The sequence below is a fragment of the Pseudomonas sp. WHRI 8519 genome, assembly GCF_040224055.2.
In the GTDB taxonomy this organism is placed as follows: domain Bacteria; phylum Pseudomonadota; class Gammaproteobacteria; order Pseudomonadales; family Pseudomonadaceae; genus Aquipseudomonas; species Aquipseudomonas putida_X.
In genome coordinates, this window is sequence record NZ_CP167996.1 from 909,367 (window position 1) to 926,724 (window position 17,358).

Consider the following 17,358-nt stretch of genomic DNA (forward strand, 5'->3'; position numbering starts at 1 on the left):
TGCCTGTGCTGGCCTCTTCGCGGCGAATACGCGTTGTCAGCCCTTCCACACCTGTGGATTCACCAGATCCCGCGGCCGTTCGCCCAGCAGCGCAGCGCGCAGGTTGTCCATTGCCCGGTTGGCCATGGCCTCACGGGTTTCGGCGGTGGCCGAACCGATGTGCGGCAGCGTCAGGGCATTGGGCAGTTTGAACAGCGGCGACTCGCTCAGCGGCTCCTTTTCGTAGACATCCAGGCCCGCGCCGCGAATGGTGCCGTTTTGCAGCGCCTCGACCAGCGCTGCTTCGTCGACCACCGGGCCACGGGCGATGTTGATCAGGAAGGCGCTCGGCTTCATCAGCTTCAGCTCGCGAGCGCCGATCAGCTTGCGGGTGGCGTCGGACAGCGGCACCACGATGCAGACGAAATCGGATTCTGCCAGCAGTTGCTCAAGGCTGCGGTATTGGGCCCCGAGCTCCTGCTCCAGTGCTGGTTTGCGGCTGTTGCCGGCATACAGCACCGGCATGTTGAAACCGAAGCGGCCACGGCGGGCGACGGCCGCGCCGATGTTGCCCAGGCCGACGATGCCCAGCGTCTTGCCGTGCACGTCGCTGCCGAAATGCGCTGGGCCGACGGTGGCCTGCCATTGGCCGGCCTTGGTCCAGGCGTCCAGTTCGGCCGTGCGCCGTGCGCAGCCCATGATCAGCGAGAAGCCCAGGTCGGCGGTGCTTTCGGTCAGCACGTCCGGCGTGTTGGTCAGGGCGATGCCGCGCTCGTTGAAGTAGTCGACGTCGTAGTTGTCGTAGCCCACCGAGACGCTGGACACCACTTCCAGTTTGGCGGCCCCTTCGAGTTGCGCGCGGCCGAGCTTGCGACCGGCGCCGATCAGGCCGTGGGCTTCGGGCAAGGCTTCATTGAACTGGGCACTGATGTCGCCGAGCTTGGGGTTGGGCACGATCACGTTGAAATCTTGCTGCAGGCGCTCGGCCATGGCCGGGGTTATGCGGCTGAAGGCCAGGACGGTCTTTTTCATCGGGCTACTTCCGGGCAAAAGGTGGAAGCTACAAGCTGCAAGCTTCAAGCTGCAAGAAAAAGCAGCGCGTGCACGGCCCTGCTGTTGCTTGCAGCTTGCAGCTGCTTCAGTTCGCGATGAGCAACTCGTGGGTTTTCAGGTCCGCTTCGTGGGCTGCGAGAATTTCTGGCAAGGAATTGCGCAGGTACTCCACCCAGGTCTTGATCTTCGCATCCAGATACTGGCGCGACGGGTAGATCGCATACAGGTTCAGCTCCTGCAGCCTGTAGTCCGGCATCACCCGTACCAGGCTGCCATCACGCAAACCCTCGATGGCCGAGTAGATCGGCAGCACGCCCATGCCCATGCCGCTGCGAATCGCGGTTTTCATCGCGTCGGCAGAATTGACCTGGAACGGCGAACTGCTGATGTGGACCAGCTCCTGGCCCTCCGGGCCGTCGAACAACCACTTTTCCAGCGGGATCACCGGGCTGACCATGCGCAGGCAGGCATGCTGCAGCAGGTCGACCGGCTTGTGCGCGAAGCCGTGCCTGGCCACATAGTCGGGCGAGGCGCAGACGATGCTGTAGGTAATGCCCAGACGCTGCGACACGAAGCCCGAGTCCGGCAGCTCGGTGGCCAGCACGATGGACACGTCATAGCCTTCGTCGAGCAGGTCGGGCACGCGGTTGGCCATGGTCAGGTCGAACGTCACGTCCGGGTGCGACTCGCGGTAGCGGGCGATGGCATCGACCACGAAGTGCTGGCCGACCCCGGTCATCGAATGCACCTTCAATTGCCCGGCAGGGCGGGCATGCGCATCGCTCGCCTCGGCTTCGGCCTCTTCGACGTAGGTCAGGATCTGTTCACAGCGCATCAGGTAACGCTTGCCCGCCTCGGTCAGGGCGATGCGCCGCGTGGTTCGGTTCAGCAGCCGGGTTTGCAGATGGGCTTCCAGGTTGGAGACCGCCCGCGACACGTTCGCGGTGGTCGTATCCAGTTGCGCCGCAGCAGCAGTGAAACTGCCAAGCTGGGCTACGCAACTGAAAGCACGCATGTTTTGCAGGGTGTCCATGGGTCACTCTCAAGGTAGAGGGCAAATTGTGTCACGAAGTAAGTTGCATGTGCCTTCGACCAAAGCCGGATTATCGCTGTTTTGGTAACAAAGATTCGCAGGAATCCACGCTTATCGCCAGTGCGGCCGCCCCCTAGAATTGCCCAGCCCTCCACCTCTTCCTCGGGAAATCGCAGCTGTGCCGCGTCGCATCATCAGAACGCTTCAGGCGTTCAGTGCCTGTGCCATTAGCCTCACCTTGAGCGGCTGTATCGGAACCTGGGGCATTGCCCCACAAAGCAAGACCCTCCAAGCCAATACCTTGACCACCGACGCAGCCATCCGTGCAGCCGCCAGCGATGCCCACTGGCCCGACCAGCAGTGGTGGCGTGCCTACCATGACCCGCAACTGAACCATTGGCTGGACCTGGCCGTGGCGGGTAGCCCGAGCCTGGCCATGGCCGCAGCGCGGGTGCGCGCAGCCAAGGCCATGGCCGGCGTGGTCGAGTCGGCAGAACAGCTGCAGGCCAACGGCCAGGCGTCGCTCAAGCGCCACAACTGGCCTGAAGACCCGTTCTACGGCCCTGGCGCACTGTCGGGTGCCAACACCTGGGACAACAACGCCGCCATCGGCTTCAGCTATGCCCTGGACCTTTGGGGGCGCGAACGCAACGCCAGCGAACAGGCCGTGGACCAGGCGCACATGAGCGTGGCCGAGGCCCGCCAGGCGCAACTGGAACTGCAGAACAACGTGGTGCGTGCCTACATTCAGTTGAGCCTGCACTTCGCCCAGCGTGACATCGTCCAGGCCGAGCTCAAGCAGCAGGAGCAGATTCTGGCTTTGGCCAAGCGCCGCCTGGACGGCGGTATCGGTACCCATCTGGAGGTCAGCCAGGCCGAGGCCCCGCTGCCCGAAACCCATCGCCAACTGGACAGCCTCGACGAAGAAATCGCGCTTACCCGCAACCAGCTGGCTGCGCTGGCGGGCAAGGGGCCAGGGGAGGGCGCGCAGATCCAGCGCCCCAGCCTGACCCTTGCCGCCCCTGTGCAGCTGCCGTCTGCGCTGCCGGCCGAGCTGGTCGGCCAGCGCCCCGACGTGGTTGCCAGCCGCTGGCAGGTGGCCGCCCAGGCGCGTGGCATCGACGTCGCTCACGCTGGCTTCTTCCCTAACGTCGACCTGGTCGGCAGCCTGGGCTTCATGGCCACCGGTGGCGGGCCGCTGGAATTTCTCAGCGGGCGCAAGTTCAACTACAACGTCGGGCCGGCCGTCAGCCTGCCCATCTTCGACGGCGGCCGCTTGCGCTCGCAGCTGGGGGCGGCTGCGGCGGGCTATGACGTGGCCGTGGCGCGCTACAACCAGACGGTCATTGGCGCGTTGAAGCACATTTCCGACCAGTTGATCCGCCGTGAGTCGATGCAGGAACAGGCGCATTTCGCCGCTGAATCCGTGGCCGCTGCACAGAAGACCTACGACATCGCCATGATCGCCTTTCAGCGGGGCCTGACCGACTACCTCAACGTGCTCAATGCCCAGACCTTGCTGCTGCGCCAGCAGAACGTGCAGCAGCAGGTGCAAGCCGCGCGCCTGATCGCCCATGCCGAGCTGGTGACCGCCCTGGGCGGTGGCCTGCAGGCCGGCAAGGACGTGCCTGAGCAGGAGCGCCAGGCAGCGCCGACCACCCCAGCCAGCCTGGCTGTTTTCGACCGCAAACCGGACCACGCCGAATGAGTGCATCGAGCCTGCCCCTGCGCTGGCTGCACAGCCTGGAATGGCGCCGGGGTTTCTTTGCCTGGGCGCGTACCGACGGGGTGACGTGGGTCTACATCTGCAAGGTGCTGGCCGCTGCGTTCATCACCTTGTGGCTGGCCATGCGCCTGGAGCTGCCACAGCCGCGCACGGCGATGATCACCGTGTTCATCGTCATGCAGCCGCAGAGCGGCCATGTCTTCGCCAAGAGTTTCTACCGGGTGCTCGGCACCCTGGCCGGCTCGGCGATGATGGTGGCGCTGATTGCCCTGTTCGCGCAGAACACTGAGCTGTTCCTGCCCAGCCTGGCGCTGTGGGTGGGCCTGTGTTCGGCGGGCGCCATGCGCTACCGCACCTTTCGCGCTTATGGTTTCGTGCTGGCCGGCTACACCGCGGCCATGACCGGCCTGCCGGTGCTGGAACACCCAGACCAAGCGTTCATGGCGGCGGTATGGCGGGTGCTGGAGATTGGCTTGGGCATCCTCGTTTCGACCTTCGTCAGCGCCGCGGTCCTGCCGCAGTCGGCCAGCGCCGCCATGCGCAATGCGCTGTACCAGCGTTTTGGCGTGTTCGCCGGGGTCGTGGTCGAGGCCTTGCGTGGTGACAGCCAGCGAGACCGTTTCGAAACCAGCAACGTCAGGTTCGTCGCCGAGGCGGTCGGCCTGGAAAGCCTGCGCAACGTCACTGCCTTCGAAGACCCGCACATGCGCAGGCGCTCTGGCCGCCTGGTGCGCATGAACAGCGAGTTCATGGCCATCACCACGCGCTTCAACGCCCTGCACCGGTTGCTTGAACGCCTGCGCGCCCGTGGGCCGCTCACCATCGTCGGGGCCATCGAGCCGGGTTTGAACACCTTGGTCGAGCTGCTTGAGCCCTATGTCGGGCGCGCGCTGACCGATGCCGATGCGCTGCGCCTGACGCTGGAGCTGGCGGCCTACAAAGAGGGCCTGCAGGCTCAGGTACGTGGCCTGCGCGCCGAATACCTGCTGACCGACCCCAGCGAGTCCGACCAGCTCGATTTCCATACCGCTTTCGAGCTGCTCTATCGCTTCGTCGACGAGATGTACAGCTACGCCGAAACCCACGCCTCCCTGGCCGCGCACACGCATGAGCGCGAGCAGTGGGATGAGCCTTACGTGGCCCAGACCAGCTGGCTGGTATCGCTGGCCGCCGGCGTGCGCGCCTCGGCGGTGCTGTTGCTGCTGGGCAGCTACTGGCTGCTCAGCGACTGGCCAAGTGGGGGCATGATGACCTTGATCGCCACCGTCACCGTAGGCCTGTCGGCGGCTTCGCCGAACCCCAAGCGCATGTCGTTCCAAATGGCCTGCGGGACGGCGATCGGGGCGTTCATCGGCTTCTTCGAAACCTTCTTCGTGTTCCCTTGGATCGACGGCTTCGCGCTGCTGTGCATGGTGCTGGCGCCGGTGTTCACGCTGGGTGCCTTCCTGTCTTCGCGGCCTGCCTACGCGGGTTACGGCATAGGCCTGCTGGTGTTCTTCGCCATCGGCTCAGTGCCTAACAACCTGACCGTGTACGACCCTTACACCTTCATCAACGACTACATCGGCATGGTCATCGGTATGTTCGTCTGCGCTGCGGCGGGGGCGATCATCCTGCCGCCCAACAGCCGCTGGTTGTGGAGCCGCCTGGAGCAGGAACTGCGCGAGCAGGTGCTGTTCGCCATCAGCGGTCGCCTGCGCGGCCTGGGCTCGGCGTTCGAAAGCCGCACCCGTGACCTGTTGCACCAGGCCTATGGCCTGGCCGCCGGCAAGCCGCAGGTACAAAGCGAGCTGATGGGCTGGATGTTGACGGTGCTGGAAATCGGCCATGCGGTCATCGAGCTGCGCAAGGAGCAGGCCCGCGCACCCGTCCACCCGGCGTATGCCGAGTCGCAGCCTTGGCGCCAGGCAATTCGTGTCATGGGCCGGGCGCTGGCGCGGCTGTTCCTGCAGCCCAGTGCCAGCAACCACGAGCGCGCGCTGGTGGCTGTCGACCATGCCATCAGCCGTGTGCAGGCCACCGACGAACCCTTCGCCCGGCACTTCGACACCTCGGTACTGCGCCGCGTGCAGAGCTACCTGCACTTCATCCGTTCCTCCCTGCTCGACCCACAGTCGCCGTTGGCTACGGCGAAAGGATTGCACGATGCTCCGTGAACTCATGCCCCGTGAAATCGCCTTCCATGGCGTGTACATGCCCACCATGACCTTGATGTTCCTGTTCGCCCTGGGCCTGGCCTGGGGCCTGGACCGCTTCATCGCCAGCCATGATGGCTACCGCTTCTTCTGGCACCCGGCGCTGTTGCGCCTGAGCCTGTTCGTCTGCCTGTTCGGCGCCCTGGCGCTGTCGCTCTACCGGTGAGAATCCTTCGATGAAAAAGTTCTTCAGCCTGATTGCCACCTTGCTGGTGCTGACTGCTGCCGTGGTGATCGGTCGCCAGTTGTGGCTGCACTACATGACGACGCCCTGGACCCGCGACGGGCGCGTGCGGGCCGACATCATCAATGTCGCCGCCGACGTGCCCGGTTATGTGGTGGATGTACCGGTCAAGGATAACCAGCGGGTGAAGAAGGGCGACCTGCTGATCCGGATCGACCCCGAGCACTACCAGTTGGCCGTCGACCAGGCCAAGGCGCTGGTCGCCTCGCGCAAGGCCACCTGGGAGATGCGCAAGGTCAACGCCCGGCGCCGTGCCGACATGGACAACCTGGTGATCTCCGAGGAAAACCGCGACGACGCCAGCAACATCGCCAACGCCGCGCTGGCCGACTATCAACAGGCCCAGGCAGCCCTGGCAGCGGCCGAGTTGAACCTCACACGCACCCGCATCGTTGCCACGGTCGATGGCTACGTGACCAACCTGAATATCCACAAAGGTGACTATGCGCGTACCGGTGAGGCGGTGATGGCGGTGGTCGATGAACACTCGTTCTGGGTTTACGGCTTCTTTGAGGAAACCAAGCTGCCGCACGTGAAGGTGGGTGACCAGGCTGAGCTGCAGATGATGAGCGGCGAACGGCTCAAGGGCCATGTGCAGAGCATCGCCCGGGGCATCTACGACCGCGATAACCCGCAGAGCCGCGAGCTGATCGCCGACGTGAACCCGACCTTCAACTGGGTGCGCCTGGCCCAGCGGGTGCCGGTGCGGATACACATCGATGAAGTGCCGGACGGGTTTCTGCTGGCGGCAGGGACGACGTGCACCGTGGTGGTGACGCCGAGCGATGGGTGAACGCGGGCCTGTGCGATGTCTAGACTGCCGCCCCGACCAAGACCGGCACTGTGACCCGGTCAATCACCTTCGCACTGACTGACGGGTCCAGCATCCGACCCAGGCGCGACAGGTGGCGGTGGCCCATGATGATCAGCCCGCACTTGATTTCCTGCGCCTTGGCGACGATGGCCTCGACCGGTTGCCCTGCGACCATGCAGCCTTGGCTGCTGAAGCCGGCCTGCTTGAGCGATGCCACGGCTTCGGCCACGGCACGGTCGGCCAGGCGTTGTTCCTCACAGGCGGCAGGGTATTGCTCCAGTTCCTCGGCGGTGTAAGGCGCAGGCTTGTCGTGCACGGCGAACGTCGAGTCGATGGCCAGCAATACATGCAGTTCGTGTTCGTCGGGCCGGCAGTAGCGGCGGGCGAGGGTGAGCAGGGCGGTCGAGGCAGGGGAGGCGTCGATGGCGATCAGGACGGGGCTGGGCATAAGGATCCTCGCTGAAACTGGCTGGTCGGTTGCCTGTACTGGCCCCATCGCCGGCAAGCCGGCCCACAAGTTTGGCCTGCCCCCGGGAAGTTGGACACCCATCCAATGTCCCGGGGCAGTCCCCACCCCTGTGGGAGCCGGCTTGCCGGCGATAGGGCCGGTAAAGTCACAGCCTTACTTATGGCTCATCAGGCCATGGAAATAAATGCGCTACCACGCACGAGCGCATTGCGTCTGGTGCAATCGTGCGACCTGCTAACATCGCGTTCCCACAACCGCCACGGAAATCGGCCATGCCACTCCCGGACATGAACCTGCTCGTCGCCCTCGACGCCCTGCTCGATGAAGGCAGTGTGGTCGGCGCGGCGCAGCGCATGAACCTCAGCCCGGCGGCAATGAGCCGGACCCTCGGGCGTATCCGCGATGCCTTGGGCGATCCGATCCTGGTGCGCGCCGGCCGTGGCCTGGTACCCACACCTCGGGCGCTGGCCTTGCGCGAGCAGGTGGCGGCGCTGGTGGAGCAGGCCGGTGAGGTGTTCCGCAGTGCTGCAGAGGTGGATCTACCCAAGCTCGACCGAGCCTTCAACATCCGCACCAATGACCTGTTCATCGCCCTGTATGGTGCCCTGCTGTTGCGCCGCATGCACGAGCAGGCCCCGCGCACGGTACTGCGCTTCGTGCCGGAGAGCCCCGGTGGTGATGACGACAGCATCCTGCGCGATGGGCGCACCGACCTGATCATCAGCTCGACCGTCGACCTGGGCCCGGAAATCAAGGTGCAGAGCCTGTTCCAGACTTACTACGTGGGGTTGGCGCGGCGCGACCATCCGATCTTCGACCAGCCGATCACCGCGCAGAGTTTTGCCAGTTATCCACAGATCAGCGTGTCCCGGCGTGGCCGTGCTAACGGGCCGATCGATGTCGAGTTGGCCAACTTCAAGGTGCAACGGCGGGTGGCGCTGATTACGCCGAGCTTCCACTCGGCGTTGTTCTCGCTGCCCGATTCGGACCTGATCCTGCCGATGCCCGCCAATATTCTCAACAGTGTGCACAAGCTCGGCTTGCCGTTGCGCTCGTTCGAGATTCCGGTGCCGCTGGAACGGGTGACCGTGCTGCAGGCCTGGCACCCGCGTTATCACAACGATCCGGCGCACCGCTGGTTGCGGCAGATCTTGAAAGCCTGTTGCAGTGTCGATCCGTAAACCCGCAGCGTTTTGTGGCGCTTCGAGTGGATTGCGTCACACGCAATATAGAACTGCCGATAAGTCAGTTTTCGTAAGCATTCGACTTTCTTAGACTTGCTCCAGCCATAAAATTGTTGCTGGAGTTGTCTACCCATGAGTTCCCTGTCCGCCCCTGCCACCGCGATCGCCGCCGCCCCCGCGCCGGCTGCGCCCGTGCAGTCGGCGTTCGGCCTGCGCGTGGTGGTCGGGCTGTTCGGCGTGTTGCTGGCCGTGCTGTGCGCCGGCCTCAACGAATCGGTGACCAAGATCTCCCTGGCTGATATCCGCGGGGCCATGGGCATCGGCGCCGACGAGGGCGCCTGGCTGCTGGCGGTTTACAGCGCAGCCTCGGTCTCGGCCATGGCCTTCGCGCCCTGGCTGGCCACTACCTTCTCCTTGCGCCGCTTCACCATGAGCGCGGTTGGGATGTTCGCGCTGCTTGGATTGCTGCAGCCCTTCGCCCCCAACCTGCACAGCCTCATGCTGCTGCGCATCCTTCAGGGCTTTGCATCGGGCGCCTTGCCACCGATGCTCATGAGCGTGGCGCTGCGTTTCCTGCCGCCGGGCATCAAGGTGTACGGGTTGGCCTGCTATGCCCTGACCGCCACCTTCGGCCCGAACCTTGGCACGCCGTTGGCCGGGCTGTGGACCGAATATGTCGGTTGGCAGTGGGCGTTCTGGCAGATCATCTTGCCCTCGGCACTGGCCATGTTCTGTGTCGGCTGGGGCTTGCCCCAGGACCCGCTGCGCCTTGAGCGCTTCAAGCAGTTCGATTGGCGCGGGGTGCTGCTGGGGCTGCCGGCCATCAGCTGCATTGTCCTGGGCCTGTCGCTTGGGGACCGCTGGGGCTGGTTCGATTCGCCGCTGATCTGCTGGCTGCTGGGCGGGGGTGCGCTGTTGCTGGTGCTGTTCCTGTACAACGAATGGTCAGAGCCGCTGCCGTTCTTCCAGTTGCGCATGCTGTCGCGGCGCAACCTGAGCTTCGCGCTGGTCACCTTGGCCGGCGTGCTGGTGGTGCTGTCCGGCGTGGGCAGCATCCCCTCCGCCTACCTTGCACAAATCCAAGGGTATCGCCCGGCGCAAACCAGCCCGCTGATGATGCTGGTGGCCATGCCGCAACTGATTGCCCTGCCGCTGACGGCGGCACTGTGCAACCTGCGCGCAGTGGACTGCCGCTGGGTGCTGGCCACGGGGCTGGCGCTGCTGGTGCTGTCGTGCATCGGTAGCAGCCTGCTGACCGGCCAATGGATACGCGGTGATTTCTACCCGTTCTACCTGCTTCAGGTGTTCGGCCAACCGATGGCGGTCCTGCCGCTGCTGATGCTCTCCACCAACGGCATGAGCCCGCAGGAAGGCCCATTCGCTTCCGCCTGGTTCAACACCGTCAAAGGGCTCGCCGCAGTGATCGCCGGTGGCCTGCTCGACGCCCTCGGCACGCTGCGCCGGCACTTTCATTCCAACCACCTGGTGGACAGCCTGGGCAACGCCCCGCTGATCGATGACAACGCTGCGGGCCTTGCCAAGCGTATTCATGACCAGGCGCTGGTGCTGACTTCGGCCGACCTTTACCTGGTCATGGCCGGTATCGCCGTGGCGCTGATCTGCCTGATTCCTTTCGTGCCTACCCGGGTCTACCCACCGCGCGCGGTGGCCTGAGCCCGGATGAATTCGAGATCGCTGAAAATGACCAACAAGCGCAAGACAATCGTGATCGGCTCGGTACTCGCCGTGGCCGTGCTGGCGGGTATCGTCGGCCCCTGGGTGCTCGGCAGTGACCACCGGCAACGTACCAACGACGCCTACGTGATCGCCGATTACACCGTGGTGGCACCCAAGGTGGCCGGCTTCGTCAAGCAGGTGCTGGTCGAAGACAACCAGCAGGTGCAGGCCGGCCAGTTGCTGGCGACCATCGATGCACGGGACTACCAGGCCGCACTGGATGCCGCGCAGGCCCAGCTGCTGGTGGCCAAGGCGCAAAGTGCCGATGCGCGTGCCACCTTGGAACGCCAGGCGGCATTGATTGCCCAGGCTGAGGCGGCGGTGAAGGCGGCGCAGGCCGAAGCATCGTTCGCCGACCACGAGGTCAAACGCTACAGCCGCCTCGCCGAGCAGGGCGCCGGCACCGTGCAGAATGCCCAGCAGGCGCGCAGCCGGGTCGACCAGGCCCGCGCACGGCTGGCCAATACCCAGGCTGCATTGGTCGCCGCGCGCAAGCAGGTGGACATCCTCAGCGCTCAGGTCGCCAGCGCCGATGGGCAGTTGAAGCGTGCCGAAGCGGGCCTTGAAAAAGCTCAGCTGGACCTGTCCTACACCCGCATTACCGCGCCGGTGGATGGCATGGTCGGTGAGCGTGCCCTGCGCGTGGGTGCCTTCGTCAACCCGGGCGCGCGCCTGCTGTCGGTGGTGCCCTTGCAGCAGGCCTATGTGGTGGGCAACTTCCAGGAAACCCAGTTGACCCATGTGCAGCCGGGGCAGCCGGTCAGTATCAGCGTCGATACCTTTGCCGGTGAAACCCTCAAAGGCCATGTGCAAAGCATTGCCCCCGCCACGGGCGTGACCTTCGCGGCAGTGAAACCCGACAACGCCACCGGCAACTTCACCAAGGTGGTGCAGCGTATCCCGGTGAAAATCGTCTTCGATGACGGCCAGCCGTTACTCGCGCGCTTGCGTGTGGGCATGTCGGTGGAAGCGACCATCGACACCCGTGGTGACAGGCTCAGTGGCAAAGAGGTAAGTGCACGATGAAACCGGCATTACGCTTGAGCCCTTTGCTGCTGGCCGTGCTGATGGCTGGCTGCACCCTTGGCCCGGACTTCGAGCGCCCGGACAGCCAGGCCCCTCAACAATGGCCATCGCTGCAGGGCCAGGCGGCACCCAGCCAGGCGCAGGCAGAACCCCTTGAACTTCGTTGGTGGGAAACCTTCCACGATGCACGCCTGAGTGCGCTGATCCAGCAGGTGGCCGAGCGTAACCTGGACCTGCAGATCGCCAGTGCGCGGCTGCTGCAAAGCCGCGCCTTGCGCAGCACGGTGGCTGCCGACCAGGCGCCGTCGGTCGATGTGGATGCCGGCTACAGCCGCGCCCGTAACAGTGCCGAAGGCCTCAACGACCCGTCTGGCAATGCCGGCAAGTCGGCGTTCAACCTGTGGCAGGGCGACCTGGTCGCCGGTTGGGAACTGGACCTCTGGGGCCGGGTACGCCGGCAGGTGGAGGCTGCCGACGCCACGGTGCAAGTGGCCGAGAACGACCGGCGCGGTGTGCTCCTGGCGCTGTTGTCGGAAACCGCGGGCAACTATATCCAGTTGCGTGCCGTGCAGCACACGCTCGATGTCACCCGTGACAACCTGAAGGTCGCCCAGCACAGCCTGAAGCTGTCCCATGACCGCCAGGCCGAGGGTGTCGCCACCCGGCTCGACGTGGCCCAGGCCAGCGCCCAGGTAGCCTCGATCGAGGCCCGTCTGCCCAGCCTTGAGGCCCGGCGCGATGACCTGATCAACGCGCTGAGCCTGCTGGCGGCCGAACCGCCACGCAGTTTGCAGGCACAGTTGCTTGAGGGTGGAGAGCTGCCTGCGCCGCAGCAGCAATTCGCGATCGGTTTGCCGTCCGAGCTGGCCGAGCGCCGTCCAGACATCCGTCAGGCCGAGGCCCGGCTGCATGCGGCCACTGCCAGCATTGGCGTGGCCAAGGCGGATTTCTACCCCAGCATCCGGCTGTCCGGCAGCGTCGGCTTCCAGGCCATGCAACTGTCGGACTTCGGCGCCTGGGACTCGCGCCGCTTTGCCTTCGGCCCGCAGCTGTCGTTGCCGATCTTCGAGGGTGGCCGGCTCAAGGGCACCCTGGCGCTGCGTGAGGCGCAGCAGCAGGAGGCGGCGCTCAACTACCGCAAGGTGGTGCTCGGTGCCTGGCATGAGATCGACGATGTGCTGCGCCTGTACAACGCCAGCCAACTGCGCCGTGATCACTTGGCCGAAGCGGTGCGGCAGAACCGCATCGCCCTGGAAACTGCCCAGCGCCAGTACGTGGAAGGCGCGGTGGACTTTCTCAATGTGCTGACGGTGCAGAGTGCGTTGCTTGCCAGTGAAGAGCAGTGGATCGACAGTTCGGCGGCGGTATCGCAGGCGTTGGTCGGGCTGTACAAGGCTTTGGGTGGTGGCTGGCAGGCGTTCGACGGGCAGCCGACGAACAAGGTGTGATCAAGCGGAGGCAGCCATGCACCTCTCCCTCAATGGCAAGCGCGCACTCATCAGTGGTTCCATGGCCGGGCAGGGCGTGTCTACCGCCATCGACCTTGCCGCCGCCGGCGCCGAGGTCGTGCTCAACGACCGCACCCAGGCGCTGGTCGACGCTGCGCTCAAAGCGGTGCGCGAGCGTTTGCCCAAGGCGCGGATCATTGGCGTTGCCGCTGACCTGGGCACCGAACAGGGTGTGCAGGCCTTGCTCCAGCAGGTGCCGCACACCGATATCCTGGTCAATAACGGCACGCAGGACGTTGCCCTGCGGCTACAGCGGCATTACGCCCGCGGCATGGCCGAGCGCAAGTGGGGGCAGGTGATCCACCTGGGCAGTGGATCAGAGCGGTCGCAGCAGCCCGAAGCGTTTACGCAGTACCCAGTCCAGTAAACGTCGTGGCAGCCAGCGTGCCACTAGCGGCAACGCCGTACTGCCATTGCCCAGCCGCACCACCGCTGGCACAGGCGATTTGCGTGTGGCAGCCAGCAGCCCTTGGGCAAATTGTGCGGCGCAGGTGGGCCGGTCTTGCGAGGCGCGGGCCCGCGCCTGGATATGCTCGCGCAGCGGCCACCACGGCGACTGCGCTGCCACCACCTGATCGGCCTGGCGCTGGGCATTGCTGGCAAATTGTGAGGCGATCGCTCCCGGTTGCACTTCCATGACCTGAATGCCGAACGGCGCCAGCTCCAGGCGCAGGGCGTCGCTCAAGGCATGCACAGCAGCCTTTGAGGCGCAGTAGGCGCCGGCGAACGGCGTGACCAGTATGCCCGATACACTGCCGATGTTGACCACCAGGCCACGCGCACGGCGCAGCAGCGGGAACAGTGCGCGGGTGGCGCCGATCACGGCGAACACATTGGTTTCGAACTGCTGACGCATGGCCTCCACCCCGCCATCGAGCAAGGGGCCCATGGCACCGTAGCCAGCGTTGTTGACCAGGATGTCGAGGCGGCCGTGGCCTGTTTCCAGCTCGTCGGCGAGGCGCATCAGGGCCTCGGCGTCGTTGACGTCAAGCTGCCGGGCGGTGAAGCCGGCTGCTGCCAGGTGTTCGACGTCTTCGGTTTTACGGGCGGTGGCCCATACGTCGTGGCCAGCATCGCGGAAGGCTTCGGCCAGGGCGCGGCCGATGCCGCTGGAACAACCGGTGATCAGGACGGTGGGCATTGGGCAGGCCTGTGCTCAGAGTAGGTTATGTAGAGGCCGAACCGGCCCCATCGCCGGCAAGCCGGCTCCCACAAATGGACCGCACAGGGCTTGAGCTCTGTGCTGTACCTGGATTGCCCCAAGGCATTGGATTGGTGTCCAACCTCCTGAGACCAGTCCAGATCCCTAGCTGCCAACGGGTGCAGGGTGCACCGATGCCAGGCGGTACTGGGTGCTTTTGCTGGGAGCCGGCTTGCCGGCGATGGGGCCCGTTCAGGCACCGTATCAGTTGGCGAATGTACCCTGTAGATGTTCGGCGCGAAACTCCAGTGTCTGCGGCCGGTACCCAGCGCGCAGTGGCGGCAGTGGCAGGCAATCGGTCCATTCGGCCCCAGGCTGCAGTTCGCCCGGCCCACGATAGCGCGGTGCGCTGTAGGTATTTTCGGCCAGGTTGATGGTATCGCCCGGGGCATAGGCAGCGATCCGCCAGCGCAGCTCGGTCAGCGGAGCCTTGTTGCCGTTTTTCATATGTACCTTCAAGGCACGGTCGGCAGGGCATTGATCCGGTGCGTAGGTCAGGCGCAGGTCAAGCCGCGCCAGTTGCGAAGCTTCGCGTGTGTCCTGCCAGACGACGAACAGTGCCACCAGCCCCAGGCCGCAGACGGCGGCCAGCGAGATCGGCAGGGCCTTGCCCGGGTAACGCAGGAGCAGTACCAGCCAGGTGAGGATGAGGAAGGCGCCGATGATCATGTGGTCCGAATCCCGTTCGAGTCTCCGGACATCTTGGAGCTGCTAGCTGGAAGCTTCAAGCTCCAAGCTGCAAGCGGCAAGAGAAAAGCGGGCCGGCGGTGCCCCCACATCAGCAGGAACACCACCGCCCCGCTTTGTCTTGCCGCTTGCAGCTCGAAGCTTGAAGCTTGAAGCTGCAAGAGAAAAGCGGGCCGGCGGTGCCCCCACATCAAGTAGGAACACCACCGCCCCGCTTTGTCTTGCCGCTTGCAGCTCGAAGCTTGAAGCTTGAAGCTGCAAGAGCAAAGCGGGCCGGCGGTGCCCCCACATCAGCAGGAACACCACCGCCCCGCTTTTTCTTGCCGCTTGCAGCTCGAAGCTTGCAGCTTACTGCGCGATGGTCTTGACCGACACGCCCCGGTCGACGGGCGTGGAGGTGCGCCCATACACATCCTCGAAGCGCTCGATATCATCCTCGCCCAGGTAACTACCGGACTGCACTTCGATGATCTCCAGCGGGATCTTGCCCGGGTTGCGCAGGCGGTGGACCGAGGCGATCGGGATGTAGGTCGACTGGTTTTCGGTCAGCAGGAACACATTTTCATCGCACGTCACCTCAGCAGTGCCCGAGACCACGATCCAGTGCTCGGCACGGTGGTGGTGCATCTGCAGCGACAGGCTGGCGCCTGGCTTGACGGTGATGTGCTTGACCTGGAAGCGGCCGCCCATGTCCACCGAATCGTAAGAGCCCCACGGGCGGTACACTTCGAGGTGGTTCTGAGTTTCGCTGCGGCCTTGCTCGTCGAGGGTCTTGACCATCTGCTTGACGCCCTGGACCTTGTCCTTATGGGCGATCATCATCGCGTCCTTGGTCTCGACCACGACGATGTTTTCCAGGCCGATCACCGACACCAGCTTGCCGTTGCCATGGATCATGCAGTTGTGGCTGTCCTGCACCACCACATCACCCTTGGTGACGTTGCCATTGGCGTCCTTGTCATGCACTTCCCACAGCGACGACCAGCAGCCAACGTCGCTCCAGCCAGCCGACATCGGCACCACGCAGGCGCGCTGGGTCTTTTCCATCACCGCATAGTCGATGGAGTTGTCCGGGCAGCAGGCGAAGGTCGCTTCGTCGATGCTCAGCACATCATCTGTTTCGTCGCTGCGCTCCAGGGCCAGCACGCAGGTGTCATAAATGTCAGGGTCGTGCTTTTTCAGCTCTTCCAGGAAGCGGCTGGCGCGGAACAGGAACATACCGCTGTTCCAGAAGTAGCCACCGGACTGGACGAACTCGGTAGCGCGCTTCTCGTCGGGTTTTTCGACGAACTCCGCCACGCGGGCCACCCCTTCGGGCAGCAGGGCGTCCTGGCTGGAGCGGATGTAGCCATAACCGGTCTCGGGCTTGGTCGCCGGGACACCGAACAGCACCATCTCGCCACGCTCGGCAGCTACGGTGGCCAGGGCCAAGGCCCGCTGCAGGGCTTTCTGGTCGTCGATCACGTGGTCGGCCGGCAGCACCAGCATCAAGTCATCGCGCCCCTCGCTGGTCAGCTTCATCGCGGCCATCGCCACCGCAGGGGCGGTGTTGCGGCCGAAGGGTTCCATGAGGATGCCCTGGGTTTGCAGTTTCAGCGCCGCGAGCTGTTCCTGAACGATGAACTTGTGGTCCTTGTTGCAGACCACGATCGGCGCGTCCATGCCTTCGAACACCAGGCGCTCGAGGGTTTGCTGGAACAGCGTGTGCTCACCGGTGAGGGCGAGGAACTGCTTGGGGAACTGCTTGCGCGACAAAGGCCACAGACGCGAACCGCTACCACCAGAAAGAATTACCGGGATCATGTTGTTTCTCCAATAAGGTCGTTAAAGAGGCAGAGGATCAGTTGGTGGACACTGGGCGGGTGACCCAGACCGGCGACAGGCTGCTGCCCGAGCCAGTGACGTACAGCACGGCGGCTTCACCGCGCTCCAGGGCGACGGGTTTGACGTCGCTGACTTTCTTGTCTCCTGCAAACAGGGCCAGGTTGACCTTGACCGGGTTGATCTCACGCTCGCCACGGCCTTTGGCTGCCACTGGCTTGACCACCTCGGTCTTGCCGTCGGCGGTCTTCAGGGCCAGCGGCTGGTCGCTCAGGTTCTGTACACGTACCAGGGCTTTCTGCTTGTTCTTGAACGGTGGTTCTTCGATCAGCTGCGGGTTGCCGCTGCCGTTGTTGACCAGGGTGTAGTACTTGTCAGCGGCCAGCTTGACCGGGACGCTCTTGCCAGCGACCTGCGCGGTGTAGTCACCGCCCGGGAGGAAGCTGAAGTCGCTGCTGGCCTGGGCACCGACCTGTTTGATCTGGGTGTTGCCAACGCTCGCGGCAGCGGGTGCAGGGGCGGCGTTGTACAGGCGCACGAAAGTCGAGCCTTTCGGTGCGGTAGGGCCATACAGGGCAGCGTCGGCGCCGGCGAATGCCTGCATCGAAGCCAACGACAGGCCTGCTGCGAGGGTGAGGGCTTTGGCAATGGAAGTCTTGGTAGTCATGTGCGTGTTCCTCT

16 protein-coding genes are annotated in these 17,358 nt (G+C 64.7%); 9 read left to right on the forward strand and 7 right to left on the reverse strand.

The window, feature by feature from the left end; all coding sequences use genetic code 11:
- Nucleotides 1-36: 36 nt before the first annotated feature.
- Both ABRP30_RS04165 and ABRP30_RS04170 read right to left on the reverse strand, forming a co-directional pair.
- On the reverse strand, nucleotides 37-1,011 hold the full coding sequence (locus tag ABRP30_RS04165; RefSeq protein ID WP_241806596.1) for a D-glycerate dehydrogenase: 975 nt from the start codon (nucleotides 1,009-1,011) through the stop codon (nucleotides 37-39).
- A gap of 106 nt (nucleotides 1,012-1,117) precedes the next feature.
- Nucleotides 1,118-2,065, reverse strand: coding sequence for a LysR family transcriptional regulator (locus ABRP30_RS04170; protein WP_349976357.1), 948 nt, complete (start codon nucleotides 2,063-2,065; stop codon nucleotides 1,118-1,120).
- A 178-nt stretch (nucleotides 2,066-2,243) separates the two neighbouring features.
- Between ABRP30_RS04170 and ABRP30_RS04175 the strand changes: the two genes are divergently transcribed.
- Genes ABRP30_RS04175 through ABRP30_RS04190 form a run of 4 tightly spaced genes read left to right on the forward strand, consistent with a single transcriptional unit; the run spans nucleotide 2,244 to nucleotide 7,023 of the window.
- Entirely contained in the window at nucleotides 2,244-3,773 is a 1,530-nt protein-coding gene (locus ABRP30_RS04175; protein ID WP_349976356.1) for an efflux transporter outer membrane subunit, read from the forward strand.
- Entirely contained in the window at nucleotides 3,770-5,947 is a 2,178-nt protein-coding gene (locus ABRP30_RS04180) for an FUSC family protein (protein WP_349976355.1), read from the forward strand. Before ABRP30_RS04175 ends, ABRP30_RS04180 begins: the two co-directional genes overlap by 4 nt.
- Nucleotides 5,948-5,951: 4 nt before the next feature.
- On the forward strand, nucleotides 5,952-6,152 hold the full coding sequence (locus ABRP30_RS04185) for a DUF1656 domain-containing protein (RefSeq protein ID WP_241806649.1): 201 nt from the start codon (nucleotides 5,952-5,954) through the stop codon (nucleotides 6,150-6,152).
- Nucleotides 6,153-6,162: 10 nt separating this feature from the next.
- A complete protein-coding gene (locus tag ABRP30_RS04190; protein WP_349976354.1) occupies nucleotides 6,163-7,023 on the forward strand; it encodes an HlyD family secretion protein in 861 nt (286 codons plus the stop codon).
- A 19-nt stretch (nucleotides 7,024-7,042) separates the two neighbouring features.
- Here ABRP30_RS04190 and ABRP30_RS04195 read toward each other — a convergent pair whose 3' ends face one another.
- The gene (locus ABRP30_RS04195) at nucleotides 7,043-7,492 is read right to left on the reverse strand and encodes a universal stress protein (protein WP_349976353.1); all 450 of its coding nucleotides are present in this window, start codon (nucleotides 7,490-7,492) and stop codon (nucleotides 7,043-7,045) included.
- A 293-nt stretch (nucleotides 7,493-7,785) separates the two neighbouring features.
- Between ABRP30_RS04195 and ABRP30_RS04200 the strand changes: the two genes are divergently transcribed.
- The 5 genes from ABRP30_RS04200 to ABRP30_RS04220 all read left to right on the forward strand — a co-directional run bounded on the left by ABRP30_RS04200 (nucleotide 7,786) and on the right by ABRP30_RS04220 (nucleotide 13,335).
- Entirely contained in the window at nucleotides 7,786-8,694 is a 909-nt protein-coding gene (locus tag ABRP30_RS04200; protein ID WP_267821050.1) for a LysR family transcriptional regulator, read from the forward strand.
- Nucleotides 8,695-8,829: 135 nt separating this feature from the next.
- Nucleotides 8,830-10,371 (forward strand): MFS transporter, encoded by a 1,542-nt coding sequence (locus ABRP30_RS04205; protein WP_349976352.1) that lies wholly within the window; start codon nucleotides 8,830-8,832, stop codon nucleotides 10,369-10,371.
- Nucleotides 10,372-10,398: 27 nt separating this feature from the next.
- Nucleotides 10,399-11,460: an HlyD family secretion protein gene (locus ABRP30_RS04210; RefSeq protein WP_349976395.1), complete on the forward strand. Its 1,062-nt coding sequence runs from the start codon at nucleotides 10,399-10,401 to the stop codon at nucleotides 11,458-11,460.
- A complete protein-coding gene (locus ABRP30_RS04215) occupies nucleotides 11,457-12,908 on the forward strand; it encodes an efflux transporter outer membrane subunit (protein WP_349976351.1) in 1,452 nt (483 codons plus the stop codon). The genes ABRP30_RS04210 and ABRP30_RS04215 overlap by 4 nt, the downstream gene beginning before the upstream one ends.
- A gap of 16 nt (nucleotides 12,909-12,924) precedes the next feature.
- Entirely contained in the window at nucleotides 12,925-13,335 is a 411-nt protein-coding gene (locus tag ABRP30_RS04220; RefSeq protein ID WP_349976350.1) for an SDR family NAD(P)-dependent oxidoreductase, read from the forward strand.
- Here ABRP30_RS04220 and ABRP30_RS04225 read toward each other — a convergent pair.
- The 4 genes from ABRP30_RS04225 to ABRP30_RS04240 all read right to left on the reverse strand — a co-directional run bounded on the left by ABRP30_RS04225 (nucleotide 13,285) and on the right by ABRP30_RS04240 (nucleotide 17,344).
- Nucleotides 13,285-14,109, reverse strand: a complete 825-nt coding sequence (locus ABRP30_RS04225; protein ID WP_349976349.1) for an SDR family oxidoreductase — start codon at nucleotides 14,107-14,109, stop codon at nucleotides 13,285-13,287. The genes ABRP30_RS04220 and ABRP30_RS04225 overlap by 51 nt on opposite strands.
- A gap of 264 nt (nucleotides 14,110-14,373) precedes the next feature.
- Complete coding sequence (locus ABRP30_RS04230; protein ID WP_349976348.1) at nucleotides 14,374-14,838, reverse strand: multidrug transporter; 465 nt, start codon at nucleotides 14,836-14,838, stop codon at nucleotides 14,374-14,376.
- A 366-nt stretch (nucleotides 14,839-15,204) separates the two neighbouring features.
- Nucleotides 15,205-16,659, reverse strand: coding sequence for a mannose-1-phosphate guanylyltransferase/mannose-6-phosphate isomerase (locus tag ABRP30_RS04235; protein WP_267821063.1), 1,455 nt, complete (start codon nucleotides 16,657-16,659; stop codon nucleotides 15,205-15,207).
- A gap of 37 nt (nucleotides 16,660-16,696) precedes the next feature.
- Nucleotides 16,697-17,344, reverse strand: coding sequence for an alginate O-acetyltransferase AlgF (locus ABRP30_RS04240; protein ID WP_267821065.1), 648 nt, complete (start codon nucleotides 17,342-17,344; stop codon nucleotides 16,697-16,699).
- Nucleotides 17,345-17,358: the final 14 nt, after the last annotated feature.